The organism is Wolbachia endosymbiont (group A) of Ischnus inquisitorius (assembly GCF_964026985.1).
Classification (GTDB): Bacteria; Pseudomonadota; Alphaproteobacteria; order Rickettsiales; family Anaplasmataceae; genus Wolbachia; species Wolbachia pipientis.
Window position 1 is genome coordinate 60,340 of the sequence record NZ_OZ034715.1, and the last position, 16,673, is coordinate 77,012.

Consider the following 16,673-nt stretch of genomic DNA (forward strand, 5'->3'; position numbering starts at 1 on the left):
ATAGTTAGATTCTTCTTCCTGTATAGTATAGCTCTTTTTACAATAATCCGAACAGACCGTAATATGCTACTGGCCTGCTATAGCCATAAACACATATCTTATCGCATTCGGACTATTATAAGAAAGGCTATATTTTTTGCGTTATCCTCACCAACCGTTCCTTTCTCCCCAGACTTGGCTTCACTCTCTACCACAACTTCTTCGTCTACTTGCTCATCATCAATTGTAAATTCAGTACCTATCTGATTGCTATCTTCCTCCAATTCATTAGATAATTTTTCAGATAGCTGGTCACCACTCAAATATGGTTCCTTTGAATATTTAGCATAATTATGGGGATCGGTTCTGTTTTCTGAATAAAACCCACTTTCAAAGTCTGAGTAGGAGCTTTGATTGAGCACAAAAAATAAGTTTTCATAATTAACCAGCATATCACTATCAGGGCTAACAAAATTTAAATATTCATCGCCTTCCCATTCTGGGTGGTGTCTATACTCTGCTATGTAGTATTTACTAGAGTCGAGAGGTATCTTGTCACCTTCTTCCCCATCAAGTTGTAAAACTACTGCTGAATGCCCATTACCTAAATCATTACCTTTTACCACTTTGAATATTTTAATCTCATCCTTTTCTACAAGTTCTTTTAACTCCTCGTTCTTTTCATTTAACTCTTCCTCCCTTTGTCTTTCTGCTTCTCTCTCTCTTGCCAATCTTTCTGCTTCTTCATCAGCTTTCTTCTGCAGTTGTGAGAATACATTTTGTAATATATCTTGTGTGGTTAAGCTATTTGTGTTGCTTAAAAAATTATCTAACACATTTGATGCAATTGGTGACAATTCACCGTGATCATCAAATACTTTTTCCTTTGCTTTATCATAGTGATTTGGGTTATAGATTGCATACAGAGGATAAAAACCATAATCTGCAATTGACGCTCCGTCAGGTGATAGTTCCATTGAGAATCCATAGTAATTAAGTGGAAGATTGGAGGTTAAATATTTACCGTTATCATCCCTAACGTGTAGCTCACTTCTACCATTGTGCTCACTATATTTGTTGTAGTAGATATAAAAATTCTCATGGTTAAGATTGAAGTGATCATCTAGATTATCGAATTGAATTGTACTGCCAAGCTTCTCGCGCAAAAGATTTTTGCTTTCATCTGTAAGCTTTATATGTGCAGAAAAGTAGTATCGATCTATAGGTTCGCCTTTTTCTATTTCAAAGTTCAAAGTAATCTTGTCGTTGACCATTGGTAGCCTCCACAAATTCTATAAATCATTTTATTTATCAATCATACGGTCTGTACTATGAAAAATGTGTTAAACGTTAAGATTTTCTCTGTACCGATTCATCTATATTGCCAAGCTTAATAAAGTTACAAGCTCTTTAAAACAATGTTAAACTCAATCACTATGGCAAAAACAGTTGACGTATTACTACCACTTCCAATTGATCAGTTATTTTCATATGCAATTGAGGAAAATACTGAGATTTTACTTGGAGATTACGTAGTGGTGCCATTTGGCAAAAAACGCTTAATCGGAATAGTTTGGAAATACAGTGATAAAAGTAACCGAGAATTAAAATTTATTGAGCAAAAAATCGATTTACCAAATATTAGACCAAAATTGATTGCATTTGCAGAGTGGGTTGCACAATACAATTTAATACCTATTGGTATGCTTGCCAAAGTGATAATGGGAGGAGTGTTAAAAGTAAATCACATAGATAAATTGGTTTGTGTTGAACAAAAGCAGGAAACAAGTGAAATAAGTTGCCAATTAAGCCCTGAACAGCAGATAGCTAGTGATAAAATAATCAGCAATTTGAACGAGTATTCAGTGACTTTGCTTGACGGTGAGACAGGATCTGGAAAAACGGAAGTTTATCTCTCTGTGATTGCACAATTGATTAAGAATTACACTGCCGTTCCAAATGCTGCTCAGACTTTACCATCCCAGTGCCCAGAGACACAACTGTACGAACATTGTGATTTGGGTCTACCAAGAGGGTGTCATCCGAGTAGCCTGACACTGGGATCCAGTTTTTCATATAACCTCATTACAAATGTTTATTTTAACTTAAAACCAATACCTAATTTACAATCAAAATTCCTGGATTCCAGTGTCAAGCACTGGAATGAAACCTTTATACTCAAGGCAAAACCCACTGTAACATTTAGCATACCGTCTTTGCCACGTACTAGTATGACACCAGAATATGTTGAAATGACATCAGGAGAAGGTAGTACACAAATTTTAATCCTCCTACCTGAAATTGTTTTAACTTCACAATTGGTAAATCGTGTTCGCGGTCAGATATCAAAAAACTTAGTTGAATGGCACTCAGGGCTCACTCCAAAAACTCGCCGGAATAATTGGCTCAATATAGCAAATGGAAATGCGCAGATAATTATTGGTGCACGGTCAGCGCTTTTTTTGCCTTATAAAAACCTAAAATTGATTATCGTTGATGAAGAGCACGACTCATCTTTTAAACAAGAACAGGGAATTATATATAATGCTCGAGATATGGCGATAATCTTAGCCAAATTTGAAAATATTCCGATTATTTTATCATCAGCTACTCCACTGCTTGAAACGATTCATCATGTTAAAAACGGGAATTACAATCATGTAAAGCTAACTAAACGATTTGGTGGTGCAGAATTGCCACTCATTAAAGTAGTAGATATGAGGAACAACAAGCAATGGATCTCCTCTGAGCTTTTTGAAAGCATCAAACAAACCATAGAGAAAAAACAGCAGGTTATGCTTTTTCTAAACCGCAGAGGGTATGCACAACTGGCAATTTGTAAAAAGTGTGGATATAAAATTTCCTGCTTAAATTGTGCTGTTTGGCTTACATATCACAAGAAAAAAAATGCTCTTTTGTGCCACCACTGCTCTTATCAATTGAAACTTCCAGAAAAATGCTCTAATTGCCAAAGTGAACAGCCATTGTCCCTCTACGGCATAGGAATTGAAAGGTTGCTTGAAGAAATGGTGAAATTAATACCAAACGCAAAAACTGCGATGATAAGCAGCGATCAGAAGTCGGTTAGTAACGTAATTGATTTGATATTGAAAGAAGAGGTGAACATTATAATCGGCACACAAATAATTGCTAAAGGGCACAATTTTCCCAAATTAACTTTGGTTGGAGTAATGAATGCAGATTTGAGTCTCGAAAATTCTGATTTGAGAGCAGCGGAAAAGACGTATCAATTATTGCACCAAGTTGCAGGCAGATCAGGAAGGTTTAATGAAAAAGGAATGGTAATAGTGCAAACCAATAATCCTGAAAGTTCAATAATAAAAGCATTGCTGCATCAAAAAAGAGACTCATTTTATGAAATCGAACTTAAGTCAAGACGCGAAGCCAAAATGCCACCATTTAGCAGATTAATAGCGCTTATAATCTGTGGTAAGAATCAGATTGCAACACAAAAAGCAGCGAATGAAATAGTAAAATCTCTTCTCTGTCATTCAAGTAGCTCAACTATTTGTATCCAGGAAAAAAATGTAGGTGTAGACAAAAAGGAATTTGAAATTCTTGGCCCATCACCAGCAGCGATAAATTTTTTAAATAATAAGTATCGGTATAGGGTATTATTAAAAATACACAATAAGCATAGTCTATCCATACAAAAAAAGCTGAAATATTGGATTAAAAATTGTAACTTGAATTCGAGTATTGCAGTGATAATAGATGTTGATCCTGTGAGTTTTTTTTAACGAGTTTATTTATATTCGTTAAGCCTTCTTGCCAATTACCACAACATTCTCACTGGGAAAAAAATAATCAGGTACAGCCATATTTTTCGGTGCAGGACCCCCAATTACTCGACCTGATGTATCATAATATGAACCGTGGCAAGGACAGAACCAACCATTACCATCTCTTGTAGCGTGGTCAACCGGTACACACCCAAGATGTGTACATATTCCAAGCATAATTAACCATTCGTCTTTTCCTTCGTATACTCTCTGCTCATCTAATTGAGGATCCCTCAAGCTCTTCACATTCACAGCTCTTGCAGCCTCAATTTCTTGCTTTGTGCGTCTACGAATGAATACTGGTTTACCTTGCCACTTTACTTTTACTCCGTGTCCTTCCTGAATTCCAGACAAATTCACCTCCACTGTGGAAGTTGCTAGAACTTCAGCAGAAGGATTCATAGATTTAACCAGTGGCCAAAGTCCGCTTGCAGCTCCTATACCTGCCATAGCGCATGTAGTTAATGTTATAAAATCTCTCCTACTCTTATTTTTAGTAAGATCTTTAACAGGAGGTGTTTTTTTATCCTCTTTGTCTGCCAGTGGTTTTTTATTTTTAGTTAATTTTTTGTCCATTGATCTTTACTTAGCCATAAGTATATATTTTAATTTAAATACTGCGTATTAATCAACAAAAACTTGCGCTTTTTGTTTAACCTATACTACGGTTAAGAAGCGATAGAGTTTTCAACTTCAAAAATACTATCTTCAGTGGAATCAGGATCTTCAATTTTCGCTACTGACACCACTTTTTCTCTACTTTCTGTTTTAAACAGAGTGACTCCTTGAGTGCTGCGTCCTGCAATTCTAATCTCATTGACCGAAATGCGAATTAACTTTCCTTTATCTGTAATAAGCATTATATTATCACCCTGCTCAACTGGAAAACTAGCAACAACATTACCGTTTCTGCTAGTAGTAAGAATATTGGTGATACCAACACCACCCCTGTTAGTTACTCTATACTCATACGCAGAAGTTCTTTTACCAAAGCCATTTTCAGTAATAGTTAATATAAACTCCTCATTCACTGCAAGTTTTAAGAATAATTCGTCATCTATTCCTAAATCATTCAAAGTCTTTTCCAATTTAGAATCAATGGAGTTATTAATTGCAGTCCCCAGTCTTTTTGCAAGTGGAACTTTTAAGTAAAGTTCTTTTGTTTCTGTTGCTACACCTATCCCATTTAATATGGTCATGGATATCACGCTGTCATTCTTTACAAGTTTGATACCTCTTACGCCATCTGAATTGCGACTCTTAAATTGACGCACATCACTTACAACAAATCTGATACTTTTTCCAAGCGTTGTTGAAAGTAAAACATGGTCAATTTCATTACATACCTTAACCGATACTAATTTGTCTCCTTCATCGAGCTTTATTGCTATTTTTCCATTGCTTGGAATATAGTGAAAGTCCGCTAAGGAGTTACGCCTTATGTTTCCATAGGCAGTAGCAAAAACTATGTTTTGATTTTCGTCATTTTCACTTGGCAATGGCATGATATTAGTTATAGTTTCACCATCGCTAAGCGGAAATATGTTAACAAGTGCTCTTCCACGTGCGGTTGGCTCTGCAAGAGGTAACTTATAAACTTTTAATCTATAAACTCGACCAATGTTAGAAAAGAATAAAAAGCTAGTATGGGTATTTCCAACAAATAATTCTGTGATTACATCCTCTTCTTTTAATCCCTGTCCTAGCTTTCCTTTTCCACCACGACGCTGAGTTCTGTAGTGAGAAAGTTTTACACGCTTGATATAACCATTCATAGTTACGGTTATCACCATATCCTCTTGTGGAATTAGATCTTCAGCTTCAATGTCCGCGTCTGACTCTTCTATTGAAGTTTTTCGCGGCACAGCAAATCTGTTCTTTATTTCTTGTAGATTGTTTTTTATTTCTTTCATCAACTTCTCTCCTGAGCCAAGAAAAGCGATATATTCTTTTATCAGGTTGATCATTGAACTTAGCTCAGCTTCTAATTTGTCTTTTTCAAGGCCTGTTAAACGCTGCAGTTTCATATCAAGGATAGCTTTAATTTGTAGCTCAGTTAATCTATACACTCCATCTTTCAAAAAACTTGCGCTATCTGAAATCAACTCGATAATAGTGTTGATTTCATTCGAAGTTTTCCATTCTTTATTTAAAAGTTCTCTACTTGCTTCCGCAGGATCTTTTGCACCGCGGATGATTTTTATCACTTCATCTATGCTGAGGACCGCAATGTAGAGCCCTATATATATATGAGCTTTTTCTCTCGTTTTTCTTAGACGAAATTCTGTTCTCCTGATTAACACTTCTTTTCTAAAATCAATAAAGGCCTCTATGATTTCTTTCAATGACATCAAAGCAGGCCTGTTGTTATTGAGCACTAAAGTGTTAACACTAAAACTACTTCTTAGTGGAGTTAGCCCCAATATTTGATTAAGTATAAAACTTGCTTCAGCATTTCTTTTGAGGTCAATTACTACTCTAATACCAGACTTATCGGACTCATCCCTAATTTCTGTTATACCATCAATTCTTTTTTCTTTTACAAGCTCACCTATCTTCTCAATTAATTTTACTTTATTTACCTGGTAAGGTATTTCATCAATCACTATTGCTTGCCTATCTTGTGGCAGATCTTCTATATGAGTCTTGCCTTGCACAACAATTGATCCACGACCAGTTGCAAATGCTGATCTTATTCCAGACCTTCCAAGAATTGTTCCCCCAGTTGGAAAATCCGGCCCTGGCATCACTTCAAGTAACTCATCCAAAGTAACTTCAGGATTATCTACATATAATATACAAGCATCTATTATTTCTCCAAGGTTGTGAGAAGGAATATTGGTTGCCATACCAACTGCAACACCACTTGCACCGTTTACCAATAGATTCGGAAACTCTGCAGGCAGCACAACAGGCTCTGTTTCATTTCCATCGTAGTTTGGCCTAAAATCAACTGTATCTTCATCAATATCATTCAGTAAAAAGTGTGACACTTTTTGAAGTCTTGCTTCTGTGTATCGCATTGAAGCTGGTGGATCTCCATCTATCGAACCAAAGTTACCTTGCCCATCAATAAGCGGTAAAAGAAGAGAGAAATCTTGAGCCATCCTAACCAAGGAATCGTAAATAGCTGCATCACCATGTGGGTGATATTTCCCCATTACGTCCCCAACTATACGAGCCGCTTTTTTATATGGCTTACCGGCATCGAATCCAGCTCTCGACATTGCATATAATATACGCCTATGAACAGGTTTAAATCCATCCCGCACGTCAGGTATAGCCCTGCTTATGATAACGCTCATTGCGTAGGAAAGATAAGAATCTTCCAGCTCTTTTACTATTGAGATTGGTACTATATTATCCTGCATTTTCTATACTTTAATTGAAGTAATTAATAATACTAACATTCAGTTAAGCAAATGGGCAATGACAGACTTGAACTGCCGACCTCCTCGGTGTAAACGAGATGCTCTACCAGCTGAGCTAATTGCCCCTTTAGATCTAATTCTATAGCTCAATATTATTATTGTAAACAAAAATAGCGATAAATTAGCTTTAGGTAAGCTATAAGCTTTTATGAAATCTTTGGGTGCGTGCTGTGAAGTTTTATAAATTTTAGTCTTGCTGTCACTTTGTATAAAGGTATTTTTTCACTCACATCTTTCGAAGTTGTAGCCATGTTTAACAACTTTAAGTAGAATATTGTAGCATTTTGAAAATCTGAAAGTTTATCTAGAATAACAGCTAAATTATAAGTATAAAAAATATTGTTTTCATCGAGGGAAATAGCAGTTATCATATACTCTTTACCTTTTACATAATCCTCCTTTTTCATATAGATCAGACCTAAATTTGCTAATAAAGGAGCATAATTTTTATGTATATCATACAATTTTAACATTTCACTCAACGCCAGATCAGGATCATATTGTGAGATTATCGTCAGAAAATTTTTTAATATGTAAGGGTTACTAGGGTGTTCTTTTAACAGTCTTGTGTAAATCTCTACAGCTTTTTTGTATTCTTTATTAGCGTAATAAATATTTCCCAATCCAATTAAAGCATTTTTATGATAAGGAAACTTTGCAATGATCTGATTAAGGAGAGAAATAGCTGTTTCATTATCTCCTGATTCAAAGGAATCTTTTGCTTTTTTTAAAGTAGAGTATATGTCAAAACTCTTGCCAGAATTCTGCGCAATTTTGATGTTAAATTTATCACTTTTTCTCTCAATAACATCAAGATCTTTATATTTTTTATCAGCTTTTATATGCTTGACAACACTATCAAAGGCCTTCTGTATCTCCAAATTTTCACTAGCATAGGTAACAGAAGACCTCCATAAAATCACAACGCAAATTAACATGCAGATAAACATAGGTCCTAGTGTTGTGGCATTGGCTGCAGCGTGTAACCAGTAAACCTTATTTCTTTGAGCTATATGCAACACATTACAAATTCATAAATGCTAAATTACCTATCTCATACAATAATAAAGATATTATTAATTAGCGGGACGAACATGCTGTGTAGCCTTTCAGAATGCATTTATCTTTTGTCTTCCATATTTCGCTTTATTTCCACAAAAATGCTTCAATTTATCTTAACATTTTGTCAACTACCTTTGTAGATTTAAAAGGGCATTTTTACATATTCCATATGGCTGCCAGTTGCACCCCTCACATGCGTACTCGAATTTCTCTAAAGACATTTTCTCCCTAATCTTTTCTACCGCTTCACTCCAGGTCAAAGTCTCGCCAATTTTAATTCCTAAAACTTCCATATGCCTTCTATCTAGCTCTAAAACTTTAGCTTGTGTGGTGCATTTACCTTGTTTAGTCTGATTTGGACAAGCACTACAGATATTATCAAGGTTACCAACTACTTCGATTTGAGTACTAATTACTTTGCTTGCTATCCTTTTATAATTTTCTACAAAACCCTGAGAATACCCATATCCCCGAAACGCGAGGGTGCACATAAAATGATGAGGGCGAAATTTTATCATTTTTTCAAATATTGCAAAGCTGCTACAAGTAGAAAAATTTTTATCAAACCAGGAAGGATAAATGGTAAAACACCCACCATTATTGCTTGTTCCAGACCCAAGTAAACAGCAAGCCAACTAACACCACAAATAAAGATTACAACTGTACCAGCCAGACAACTTAAAGAATTACATACAAATGATTTATACTTAGAGTTCAGTAATTCATTTACTTTGCTCATTACCATAACAGCAGCTAAAAAGCCAATTAAATATCCACCTGTTGGTCCAAGGAGAGCGTGATAACCACCAGAAAAATTTGCAAGAACAGGCAATCCTGCTGCACCAAGTGATAGATATGTAAGCACAGAATAGAATGCTGTTCTGCGGTTAAATTTAAGCCCAATAAGCATTACTCCTAAAGTTTGCAATGTGATAGGCACAGGCTGCAATGGTATACTTATTTGAGCCATCAAGAATAAAAGTAAAACGCAAGACAATATTTCAGCCAGTGTTGATCTGCTGCTAGATTGTGTTATAAACATACCTTCCCAATAAAAATAACTTATTAAATGTAATATATGTTTATGAGAGGTTTTGCAATTTAAATTTTGCTTATATTGTGCTACAATGAATTATTTATGCACTATTAAATTAAAAATGATGAGTAAACAAGATCTATTATCGTTGATGAAAGCAAGACACAGCGGACGTTCATACGATCCTACAAGAGCAATATCTCAGGAAGACATGGATATTTTAATGGAAGCTGTAAGGCTGACTCCCTCATGTTTTGGTGATGAACCCTGGAGATACGTAATATGCAACAAACAGAACAATCAAAGCGCATGGGAAAAGCTGCTAAATTGCCTTGATGAATCTAATCAAAAGTGGGCAAAAGATGCACAAGTGTTAATCATATCTTTAAGCGCTAAGAATTTCCGCAAATCTGATAAAGGTGAAAATTTTTGGGCTAATCACGATACTGGTGCAGCGAATTATGGACTTATGTTACAAGCTGCAGTTATGAACTTAATGGCCCATCAAATGGGTGGATTTGATAGAGATAAAATAGTGAAAGAGTTCAATATACCCAATGACTTTAACGTAATGTCAGTGATAGCGGTTGGTTACGAAGAAGAGGGCGCTGAAACAAGTAAGAAAAAAAGGAGACCAATAGAAGAAATGTTTTTTTATGATGAGTGGCCAAGGTCCTGAAAATTTTATCAAAATGCACGGCACTGGTAACAACTTCGTTATCATAGACTCACGTTCAACAAACAATTTAGACTGGAACCATAGACAAATTGCTGATCAAAGCAGTTGTGATCAAGTGATAATTATAACAATGTCTAATGCTGCAGACTGTTTTATGCATATCTATAATGCTGATGGCAGTCGAGCTGAAATGTGCGGAAACGCAGCACGCTGTGTTGGATATTTGATAATGTCAGAAAAAGGTACTGAGTATATCACTATTGAGCTGGTAAACAAACGCATTTTAGAGTGTTTTAAAGTGGGTGATAAATCCATAAAGGTTAACATGGGCAAACCTTTGCTAAAATGGCATGAAATTCCCTTGTCTACTGAGTGTGACACTCTTCACTTACCTATAGAGCTTGAAATGCTAAAAGATCCTGTTGCAGTAAATATTGGTAATCCTCACATAGTTTTTTTTGTTGATAACGTAAATGAAATACCATTGCAAAGTTTAGGATCAAAGTTGGAAAGTCACGTATTATTTCCTCAGAAAATTAATATTAGTATTGCACAAGTTGAAAAGTCTGGAGAAATAGCTTTAAGAGTTTGGGAAAGAGGTACAGGCATTACTGCATCATGCGGTAGTGCAGCCTGTGCAGCACTTGTTGCATCCACACTACGTGGATATCTGGTTGCCCAACAGACTTCAGTAAATTTACCAGGAGGCAAGTTATTAATCGAATGGGCAAATAACGTATTCATGACCGGTGATATAGGGTTTTTGTGACCCTAATTCTAGTGATGCATTACTTCCAATACCTTCTTACCAATTACTGCAGGGGTTTCAGCAATTGCAATTCCGGCACTCCGCATAACTTCTAGTTTTGCACCAGCACTTCCACCGCTGGAGGAGATGATTGCTCCAGCGTGTCCCATACGTCTTCCTGGAGGTGCCGTTTGGCCTGCTACAAAACCAACGATTGGCTTTTTAGTTTTTTCTGTTTTCACAAAATGTGATACATCTTCTTCTTCGTTTCCACCTATTTCACCAATAACTACAATACCATGAGTATCGTCATCTTTTAAAAAGAGCTCCATACAGTCGACAAATGTCATACCATGAATTGGATCCCCCCCAATTCCGATACACGTGGATTGACCAAGACCAACAGCGGTTGTTTGTGCTACTGCCTCGTAAGTTAAAGTTCCGGAGCGAGACATAATTCCTATGTGTCCACGCTTATGGATATGGCCAGGCATAATTCCTATTTTGCATTCTTCAGGTATAATAATTCCCGGACAGTTGGGACCAATCAATCGACTTTTTGAGCCGATAAGCGCACGCTTAACTTTCACCATATCAAGTATAGGAATGCCCTCTGTAATACAAATTATCAATTCTATTTTTGCATCTATTGCTTCAAGTATTGCAGCAGCAGCAAATTTAGCAGGTACATATATAACTGTAGCATTTGCACCGGTTTTTTCTTTGGCTTCTGCTACAGTATTAAAAACCGGTAAATTAAGGTGAGTGCTCCCACCCTTTCCAGGAGTTACACCTCCCACCATTTTCGTTCCGTAATCAATTGCTTGCTCTGAATGAAATGTGCCTTGTGCACCAGTAAAACCCTGGCATATTAATCTTGTATCTTTGTTTACTAAAACGGACATGCTTTATTTTACCTCTTTTACTATCTTTTGCGCAGCTTCATCTAGCTCATCTGCAGCAATAATATTTAATCCTGACTCTTCTAAAATTTTTTTTCCTTCTTCAAAATTAGTACCTGATAATCTAACCACTAGAGGAACTTTAATGCTCATTTCTTTTGCAGCCGCAACAATTCCACTTGCGATAATATCGCAACGCATTATACCACCAAATATGTTAACCAGAATTCCTTTTACGTTGCTATCAGACAATATGATTTTAAATGCTTCAGTTACAGTTTCTTTACTCGCTCCACCACCAACATCCAAAAAGTTAGCAGGCTCTGCTCCGTAGTATTTTATTATATCCATTGTTGCCATAGCAAGACCTGCACCATTTACCATGCAACCAATACTGCCATCCATTTTGATGTAACTGAGCCCATACTTTGAAGCCTCTATCTCTTCTTTCACTTCCTCATCATAATCACGAAGTTCCATAATTTCTGGGTGACGATATAAAGCATTATCATCGAAATTAATTTTTGCATCGAGCGCAATAAAATCTCCAGAATTTGTTTCAACCAGTGGATTAATTTCAATTTGGCTCGCATCAGTTGCAATAAACGCATCATATATTTTTTTTGCAATGTTCGATATCTTTTCTATTTGTTCTGGACTCAAATGAAAACTGCTGCTTAACTTGCTGCTATCAAAACTTGTAGCAGGATCAATATCAAATTTCACAATTTTTGCAGGAGAATTTTTTGCCACTTCTTCGATGTCCATTCCACCTTCTGAGGAAAATATGAATATTGGCCTACTGAGCTTCGGGTCGATTACCAGGCTTAAATAATACTCTTTCTTAATGCTTGAGCCTTCTTCAACGTACACTTTTCTTACTTGCTGCCCGCTTGGCCCTGTTTGATGAGTAACTAAAGTCATACCAATCATGTCCTTTACAAACTGTTGAGCTTCTTCAACTGACTTTGCTAGCTTTACGCCACCGGCTTTACCCCTACCACCTGCATGAATTTGAGCTTTAACTACAAACACGTCAGATTTTAATTGACTTACTTGAGTCTTTACTTCTTCTGCAGATGTAGCAACAAAACCTTTTGGCACTGGGACATTAAATTTATGCAAAACTTCTTTCGCTTGATATTCGTGAATATTCATAAAATAACCAATGATAAACTATTAACTTGAGTACAAACTACCAACCATAACGTTGCCTTCTGCACTCTTGTTGGTACCTCTTTTTTTTAGCTTCAGCTTTCTTTTTAGCTCTTTTTTCTGATTTTTTTTCATGATATTGTTTTTTCATTTTCAACCCTCTTCCTTCCTTTTGAATTGTTTTTTTCAATACTGGAAGAGCTCTGTCTACATCACCATAATGGACTGATACTTCTATCAAACTCTATACCTCCTTCGGTAATCATTTCAAAATCTATTTATAAATTAGAAAATTAACATTGTCAATTATTTTATAAACTTGAGCGTTAAAATGTAATATGCCATAATTTACATGGTAAATAATGTCATTCCAGTGTCAGCTACTTGCTTACTGATGGAGATTGCTCTTATGTTACAGCGTTCTTACAATTATACTAACATCGGGGCGGAGAGATTTGAACTCCCGACCCTTTGGTCCCAAACCAAATGCGCTACCAGGCTGCGCTACGCCCCGACTTCTTTACTCAGAGTATCAATAACTCAGGCAAAATGCAAGATTCATTTGTTTACTTTAGAAAAAATATAATATGAGATTTAATATTATCTTAGAATATGTTTTTTATTAGCTCCTCTTTAACAACAGACTGCTTCGTAGAAAGTCTACAGGGTTTTTGTGCGCGCAACACTGAACCAGATTTCTTTATGACCCAAACCTTAGCCATATTTAAAAATCTAGCTACACCAATTGGTGAAAGTGAGTGCAGCAACTACAGCAGTATCGACCCTTAAAATTCTTTTTCCTAGACTCAATTTTTGACAAAACTTATCGGCAAGATCAAGTTCATAAGATGAAAAACCACCTTCAGGACCAACAATAATAGCAACATTTTTTTTGCCTTTCAGCACTTTGTCAGCTTTACCTGTTTCATCACACAAAACAAAATTTTTACTTTGGGAATCAGGTAACTCACAAAAGTTAATAGGAGGCAAAATCTCTGGTATACTTATCCTACCTGATTGTTCCGCTGCTTCGATTGCTTGTAATTTTGCTCTACTTAGGTTAATATTTTTTACCACTGTACGTTCTGTTGAAATAAATTGAATGCAGATTACTCCCATTTCAGTTGCCTGTCTTACTATGTTGTTCAAAGCAGCACTTTTTACCATGGCACAATACAGGTATAAATTTTCCTCATATTGCTGTTGTTTAGTGCATTCTTTGGGTGTAACTTCTGTCAATTTACGCGATATATTAACTACTTCTCCTAACCATTCTCCATCTTTTCCATTAAAAAGAGAGAGATTATCATACTTCTTAAGCCGCATTACATTGCAAATATAGTGACTTTGTTGTGGATTAAGTGCTAAACTCACGCCTTGTGATAAAGCTTCTTCAACATAGAGCCTAATTTTTCCCATTCAAAACTTTAATTATATTCTACTTGAGTGACTCTTACGGGATTTGAACCCGTGTTACCACCGTGAAAGGGTGGTGTCCTAACCACTAGACGAAAGAGTCAACTTGAATCTAACTAGGTTATATCGATTACATATATAAAGTCAATTCAATTATTTTGAATCACATAGTTAGAGGGATATATCAGTAATCTTATATCGACAGCCTCCTATTACTCCACGCTCAATACTCACTGAACCTATCTCAGATTTAGGAGCTAATTCTAATTGTTGTTCAACTTTTGTATCGGAATCATAGCCAGAATCTCTACGCTCATATTTCTGCCTTATTTCTTCTACACTAAAGCCAGCCTTGGTCTTAATTTTTTGATCATTAGTCTGTTGCTGACTTATCGACTTATTAGCACTTAGCTCATTTAGCTTCACTTGCCAATCATTCACTTTATCTTGCACTAACCCATGGCAAGTTCCAGAATTAGCTTTTATGTCTTTTGCTTTTCTTTCTGCTCTTTTCTTGGACAAATCTACCCTAGCATAAATAGGTTCTGACGACTGTTCTGGCTCTTTCTGTTTTAGGCTAGTAGGCTTTTTTGTTCTGAAAGATCATCTATAGTGCAATAAATAGGTTCTTCTGATATACTCAAATAACCACTATCTTCCAATGATAAATTTTCAGTGGATTTTTTATGTGAATCATATATTTCAGCATAAATAGATTCTTCTGATACACTCAAATAACCATTCTCCCCTAATGAGTTACTAACCTTAGCATCATACACCTCAGCGTAAATTGGCTCTTTTGAAGGCAAAGCATCATAATTAGTGCTCTTTGGCTTATACTCAAAAGTTCTAGAAGGTTTTTGAGGTGGTATTACATTGTTGTTCACCTCAGCGTACATAGTTATTGGCTCATATTCAGAGGTTCTAGGAGGTTTTTGTTGTATAGCTTCAACATTCAAATCATCTGTAGAATAATACTCTGCGCCTTTTCCTAGTAAAAAGGAAACTGTGGGGTGAAGAATTATCTCTGCTGGTAAGTTTTTCTCACTATCCAATTTTAGATTTTTTGATTCTGCTAAACTCTCAATAACACGAATTATAACATTCTTTCCATTCTCATCTATTGAGTGGATATCAGCTCCACGATTAATCAGCAATTCCATTATTTTGTGATCTGTAGCATGTCCTAAAGCCTGATTTAAAGCTTGATTATTATTTATATCAAATGATCCTGTATTCTTGAGAGACATAGTCTTTGAAAAGAATTTTCTAAAACTATTTAATGCATCATAGAGAATTAGAGTCAGTTTAACACCTTTTATGTCATTGTTTTTGACAGATTTAATTAAAAAATTATCTATTATGCCCATGATTATACCCCCTATATATAGCTCTTTTTACAATAATCCGAACAGACCGTAATATGCTACTGGCCTGCTATAGCCATAAACACATATCTTATCGCATTCGGACTATTATAGCTCTTTTTACAATAATCCGAACAGACCGTAATATGCTACTGGCCTGCTATAGCCATAAACACATATCTTATCGCATTCGGACTATTATAAGAAAGGCTATAAGAGGTTGTCCGGAAACTAGTAAATTCAAGCATATTCCCTCTTTAACATAACCCTACTCATAGCTAGGTATATGAAATTCTCAGTGGATGTTGTGAGTAAATCATACTCCTTCGATAGCCTTCTATTCCTATTAACCCAAGCAAAAGTCCTTTCTACAACCCATCTTCTTGGCTGTACTTTAAACCCTTGTTCTCTTGTTGGTAGTAGCTCAGGTGGCGTATCTTTGTGCACCCAAAATCTACATGGAGGCCTTTTAACAATTTCAATATCTATGTCATATTCTTCCTTTATGTGATTCTTTAAATTTCTTCCTTGGTATCCCATGTCAGCCCACATTTTTTTAACTTTAGTATATTTTGTTCTCATATTGTTTAATGCTATTTTAATACCATCTCTATCATTTTCGTTAGCAGCGCCTACGTAACAACCTAGTATAAAACCCTGAGTGTCTGTAATTATATGCCTTTTTCTACCCTTTACTTTTTTACTTCCATCATAGCCTTTGATCCCCCCTTTTCTGTAGTCTTTACAGATTGACTATCTACTATACAGGCACTCGGCTGCTCATTCCTTCCTATTTTTCTTCTACTATATTTTGTAATTTCATAATTCATTTTCTCAAAAATTCCCTGCTTCTTCCATTGCCTGAACTGCTCATACACAGTCTTCCATAGCGGAAAATCATTTGGTAAATACCGCCATTGACACCCTGTACGCAATACATAGAAAATTGCTTCTAATATTTCTTTTTTGCTATACTTTTGCGGCCTTCCTCCTTTCTTGTATGATACTCTGAAGTGTTTTTCTATTCTTGCCCATTCCCTTTCGCTTAGATCTGTTGGATACTTTTTTCTCATCTTTACCCCGTACTAAAATTTC

17 protein-coding genes and 3 tRNA genes are annotated in these 16,673 nt (G+C 35.9%); 4 read left to right on the top strand and 16 right to left on the bottom strand.

Annotation, left to right across the window (positions count from 1 at the left end; all coding sequences use genetic code 11):
* Positions 1 to 98: 98 nt before the first annotated feature.
* Entirely contained in the window at positions 99 to 1,253 is a 1,155-nt protein-coding gene (locus AAGD90_RS00315) for a hypothetical protein (protein WP_341821945.1), read from the bottom strand.
* A 162-nt stretch (positions 1,254 to 1,415) separates the two neighbouring features.
* On the opposite strand from AAGD90_RS00315, the gene priA reads away from it, so the two are divergent.
* A complete protein-coding gene (gene priA, locus AAGD90_RS00320; RefSeq protein WP_410529981.1) occupies positions 1,416 to 3,740 on the top strand; it encodes a primosomal protein N' in 2,325 nt (774 codons plus the stop codon).
* Between the two features lie 18 nt (positions 3,741 to 3,758).
* On the opposite strand, the gene petA is transcribed toward priA, so the two are convergent.
* From petA to AAGD90_RS00350, 6 genes are all read right to left on the bottom strand, one after another.
* Positions 3,759 to 4,358 carry a ubiquinol-cytochrome c reductase iron-sulfur subunit gene (petA, locus tag AAGD90_RS00325; RefSeq protein WP_010963095.1) on the bottom strand — a complete coding sequence of 200 codons (600 nt, stop codon included), beginning with the start codon at positions 4,356 to 4,358 and terminating at the stop codon, positions 3,759 to 3,761.
* 92 nt (positions 4,359 to 4,450) lie between these two features.
* The gene (gene gyrA / locus AAGD90_RS00330; RefSeq protein ID WP_341821947.1) at positions 4,451 to 7,153 is read right to left on the bottom strand and encodes a DNA gyrase subunit A; all 2,703 of its coding nucleotides are present in this window, start codon (positions 7,151 to 7,153) and stop codon (positions 4,451 to 4,453) included.
* Between the two features lie 52 nt (positions 7,154 to 7,205).
* Positions 7,206 to 7,278 (bottom strand) — tRNA-Val (locus tag AAGD90_RS00335).
* An 81-nt stretch (positions 7,279 to 7,359) separates the two neighbouring features.
* Positions 7,360 to 8,235 (bottom strand): tetratricopeptide repeat protein, encoded by an 876-nt coding sequence (locus tag AAGD90_RS00340; protein WP_007548480.1) that lies wholly within the window; start codon positions 8,233 to 8,235, stop codon positions 7,360 to 7,362.
* Positions 8,236 to 8,403: 168 nt separating this feature from the next.
* A complete protein-coding gene (locus tag AAGD90_RS00345; protein WP_341821948.1) occupies positions 8,404 to 8,793 on the bottom strand; it encodes a DUF1284 domain-containing protein in 390 nt (129 codons plus the stop codon).
* A complete protein-coding gene (locus tag AAGD90_RS00350; protein WP_264705842.1) occupies positions 8,790 to 9,317 on the bottom strand; it encodes a biotin transporter BioY in 528 nt (175 codons plus the stop codon). The genes AAGD90_RS00345 and AAGD90_RS00350 overlap by 4 nt, the downstream gene beginning before the upstream one ends.
* An 85-nt stretch (positions 9,318 to 9,402) precedes the next feature.
* Here AAGD90_RS00350 and AAGD90_RS00355 point away from each other — a divergent pair, with 85 nt between their 5' ends.
* Complete coding sequence (locus tag AAGD90_RS00355) at positions 9,403 to 9,990, top strand: nitroreductase family protein (RefSeq protein WP_264329414.1); 588 nt, start codon at positions 9,403 to 9,405, stop codon at positions 9,988 to 9,990.
* Positions 9,971 to 10,759 (top strand): diaminopimelate epimerase, encoded by a 789-nt coding sequence (dapF, locus tag AAGD90_RS00360; RefSeq protein WP_265044046.1) that lies wholly within the window; start codon positions 9,971 to 9,973, stop codon positions 10,757 to 10,759. The genes AAGD90_RS00355 and dapF overlap by 20 nt, the downstream gene beginning before the upstream one ends.
* 8 nt (positions 10,760 to 10,767) lie before the next feature.
* On the opposite strand, the gene sucD is transcribed toward dapF, so the two are convergent.
* The 8 genes from sucD to AAGD90_RS00400 all read right to left on the bottom strand — a co-directional run bounded on the left by sucD (position 10,768) and on the right by AAGD90_RS00400 (position 15,581).
* Entirely contained in the window at positions 10,768 to 11,643 is an 876-nt protein-coding gene (gene sucD / locus AAGD90_RS00365) for a succinate--CoA ligase subunit alpha (RefSeq protein WP_341821949.1), read from the bottom strand.
* A gap of 3 nt (positions 11,644 to 11,646) precedes the next feature.
* A complete protein-coding gene (sucC, locus tag AAGD90_RS00370) occupies positions 11,647 to 12,798 on the bottom strand; it encodes an ADP-forming succinate--CoA ligase subunit beta (protein ID WP_006279820.1) in 1,152 nt (383 codons plus the stop codon).
* Between the two features lie 37 nt (positions 12,799 to 12,835).
* On the bottom strand, positions 12,836 to 13,036 hold the full coding sequence (rpsU, locus tag AAGD90_RS00375) for a 30S ribosomal protein S21 (RefSeq protein WP_006279819.1): 201 nt from the start codon (positions 13,034 to 13,036) through the stop codon (positions 12,836 to 12,838).
* 199 nt (positions 13,037 to 13,235) lie between these two features.
* A tRNA-Pro gene (locus AAGD90_RS00380) sits at positions 13,236 to 13,309 on the bottom strand.
* Between the two features lie 218 nt (positions 13,310 to 13,527).
* The gene (locus AAGD90_RS00385) at positions 13,528 to 14,214 is read right to left on the bottom strand and encodes a 16S rRNA (uracil(1498)-N(3))-methyltransferase (protein ID WP_006279818.1); all 687 of its coding nucleotides are present in this window, start codon (positions 14,212 to 14,214) and stop codon (positions 13,528 to 13,530) included.
* Positions 14,215 to 14,242: 28 nt separating this feature from the next.
* Positions 14,243 to 14,314 (bottom strand) — tRNA-Glu (locus tag AAGD90_RS00390).
* A gap of 68 nt (positions 14,315 to 14,382) precedes the next feature.
* Complete coding sequence (locus AAGD90_RS00395) at positions 14,383 to 14,733, bottom strand: hypothetical protein (RefSeq protein ID WP_341821950.1); 351 nt, start codon at positions 14,731 to 14,733, stop codon at positions 14,383 to 14,385.
* A gap of 50 nt (positions 14,734 to 14,783) precedes the next feature.
* Positions 14,784 to 15,581, bottom strand: a complete 798-nt coding sequence (locus AAGD90_RS00400) for a hypothetical protein (RefSeq protein ID WP_244663027.1) — start codon at positions 15,579 to 15,581, stop codon at positions 14,784 to 14,786.
* 53 nt (positions 15,582 to 15,634) lie between these two features.
* Here AAGD90_RS00400 and AAGD90_RS00405 point away from each other — a divergent pair, with 53 nt between their 5' ends.
* Positions 15,635 to 15,844: a hypothetical protein gene (locus AAGD90_RS00405; RefSeq protein ID WP_341821951.1), complete on the top strand. Its 210-nt coding sequence runs from the start codon at positions 15,635 to 15,637 to the stop codon at positions 15,842 to 15,844.
* On the opposite strand, the gene AAGD90_RS00410 is transcribed toward AAGD90_RS00405, so the two are convergent.
* Positions 15,819 to 16,651 (bottom strand): IS5-like element ISWpi1 family transposase gene (locus AAGD90_RS00410; RefSeq protein ID WP_341821644.1). Its coding sequence is split into 2 segments (ribosomal slippage): positions 15,819 to 16,282 and positions 16,282 to 16,651, totalling 834 coding nucleotides; the frame shifts between segments, so codons are not numbered across the junction. The genes AAGD90_RS00405 and AAGD90_RS00410 overlap by 26 nt on opposite strands.
* Positions 16,652 to 16,673 lie beyond the last annotated feature (22 nt).

Coding starts and splice junctions, on each gene's coding strand:
- AAGD90_RS00315 (WP_341821945.1), bottom strand. CDS start 1,253: ATGGTCAACGACAAGATTACTTTGAACTTTGAAATAGAAAAAGGCGAA.
- priA (WP_410529981.1), top strand. CDS start 1,416: ATGGCAAAAACAGTTGACGTATTACTACCACTTCCAATTGATCAGTTA.
- petA (WP_010963095.1), bottom strand. CDS start 4,358: ATGGACAAAAAATTAACTAAAAATAAAAAACCACTGGCAGACAAAGAG.
- gyrA (WP_341821947.1), bottom strand. CDS start 7,153: ATGCAGGATAATATAGTACCAATCTCAATAGTAAAAGAGCTGGAAGAT.
- AAGD90_RS00345 (WP_341821948.1), bottom strand. CDS start 8,793: ATGATAAAATTTCGCCCTCATCATTTTATGTGCACCCTCGCGTTTCGG.
- AAGD90_RS00350 (WP_264705842.1), bottom strand. CDS start 9,317: ATGTTTATAACACAATCTAGCAGCAGATCAACACTGGCTGAAATATTG.
- AAGD90_RS00355 (WP_264329414.1), top strand. CDS start 9,403: ATGAATTATTTATGCACTATTAAATTAAAAATGATGAGTAAACAAGAT.
- dapF (WP_265044046.1), top strand. CDS start 9,971: ATGAGTGGCCAAGGTCCTGAAAATTTTATCAAAATGCACGGCACTGGT.
- sucD (WP_341821949.1), bottom strand. CDS start 11,643: ATGTCCGTTTTAGTAAACAAAGATACAAGATTAATATGCCAGGGTTTT.
- sucC (WP_006279820.1), bottom strand. CDS start 12,798: ATGAATATTCACGAATATCAAGCGAAAGAAGTTTTGCATAAATTTAAT.
- AAGD90_RS00385 (WP_006279818.1), bottom strand. CDS start 14,214: ATGGGAAAAATTAGGCTCTATGTTGAAGAAGCTTTATCACAAGGCGTG.
- AAGD90_RS00400 (WP_244663027.1), bottom strand. CDS start 15,581: ATGGGCATAATAGATAATTTTTTAATTAAATCTGTCAAAAACAATGAC.
- AAGD90_RS00405 (WP_341821951.1), top strand. CDS start 15,635: ATGCTACTGGCCTGCTATAGCCATAAACACATATCTTATCGCATTCGG.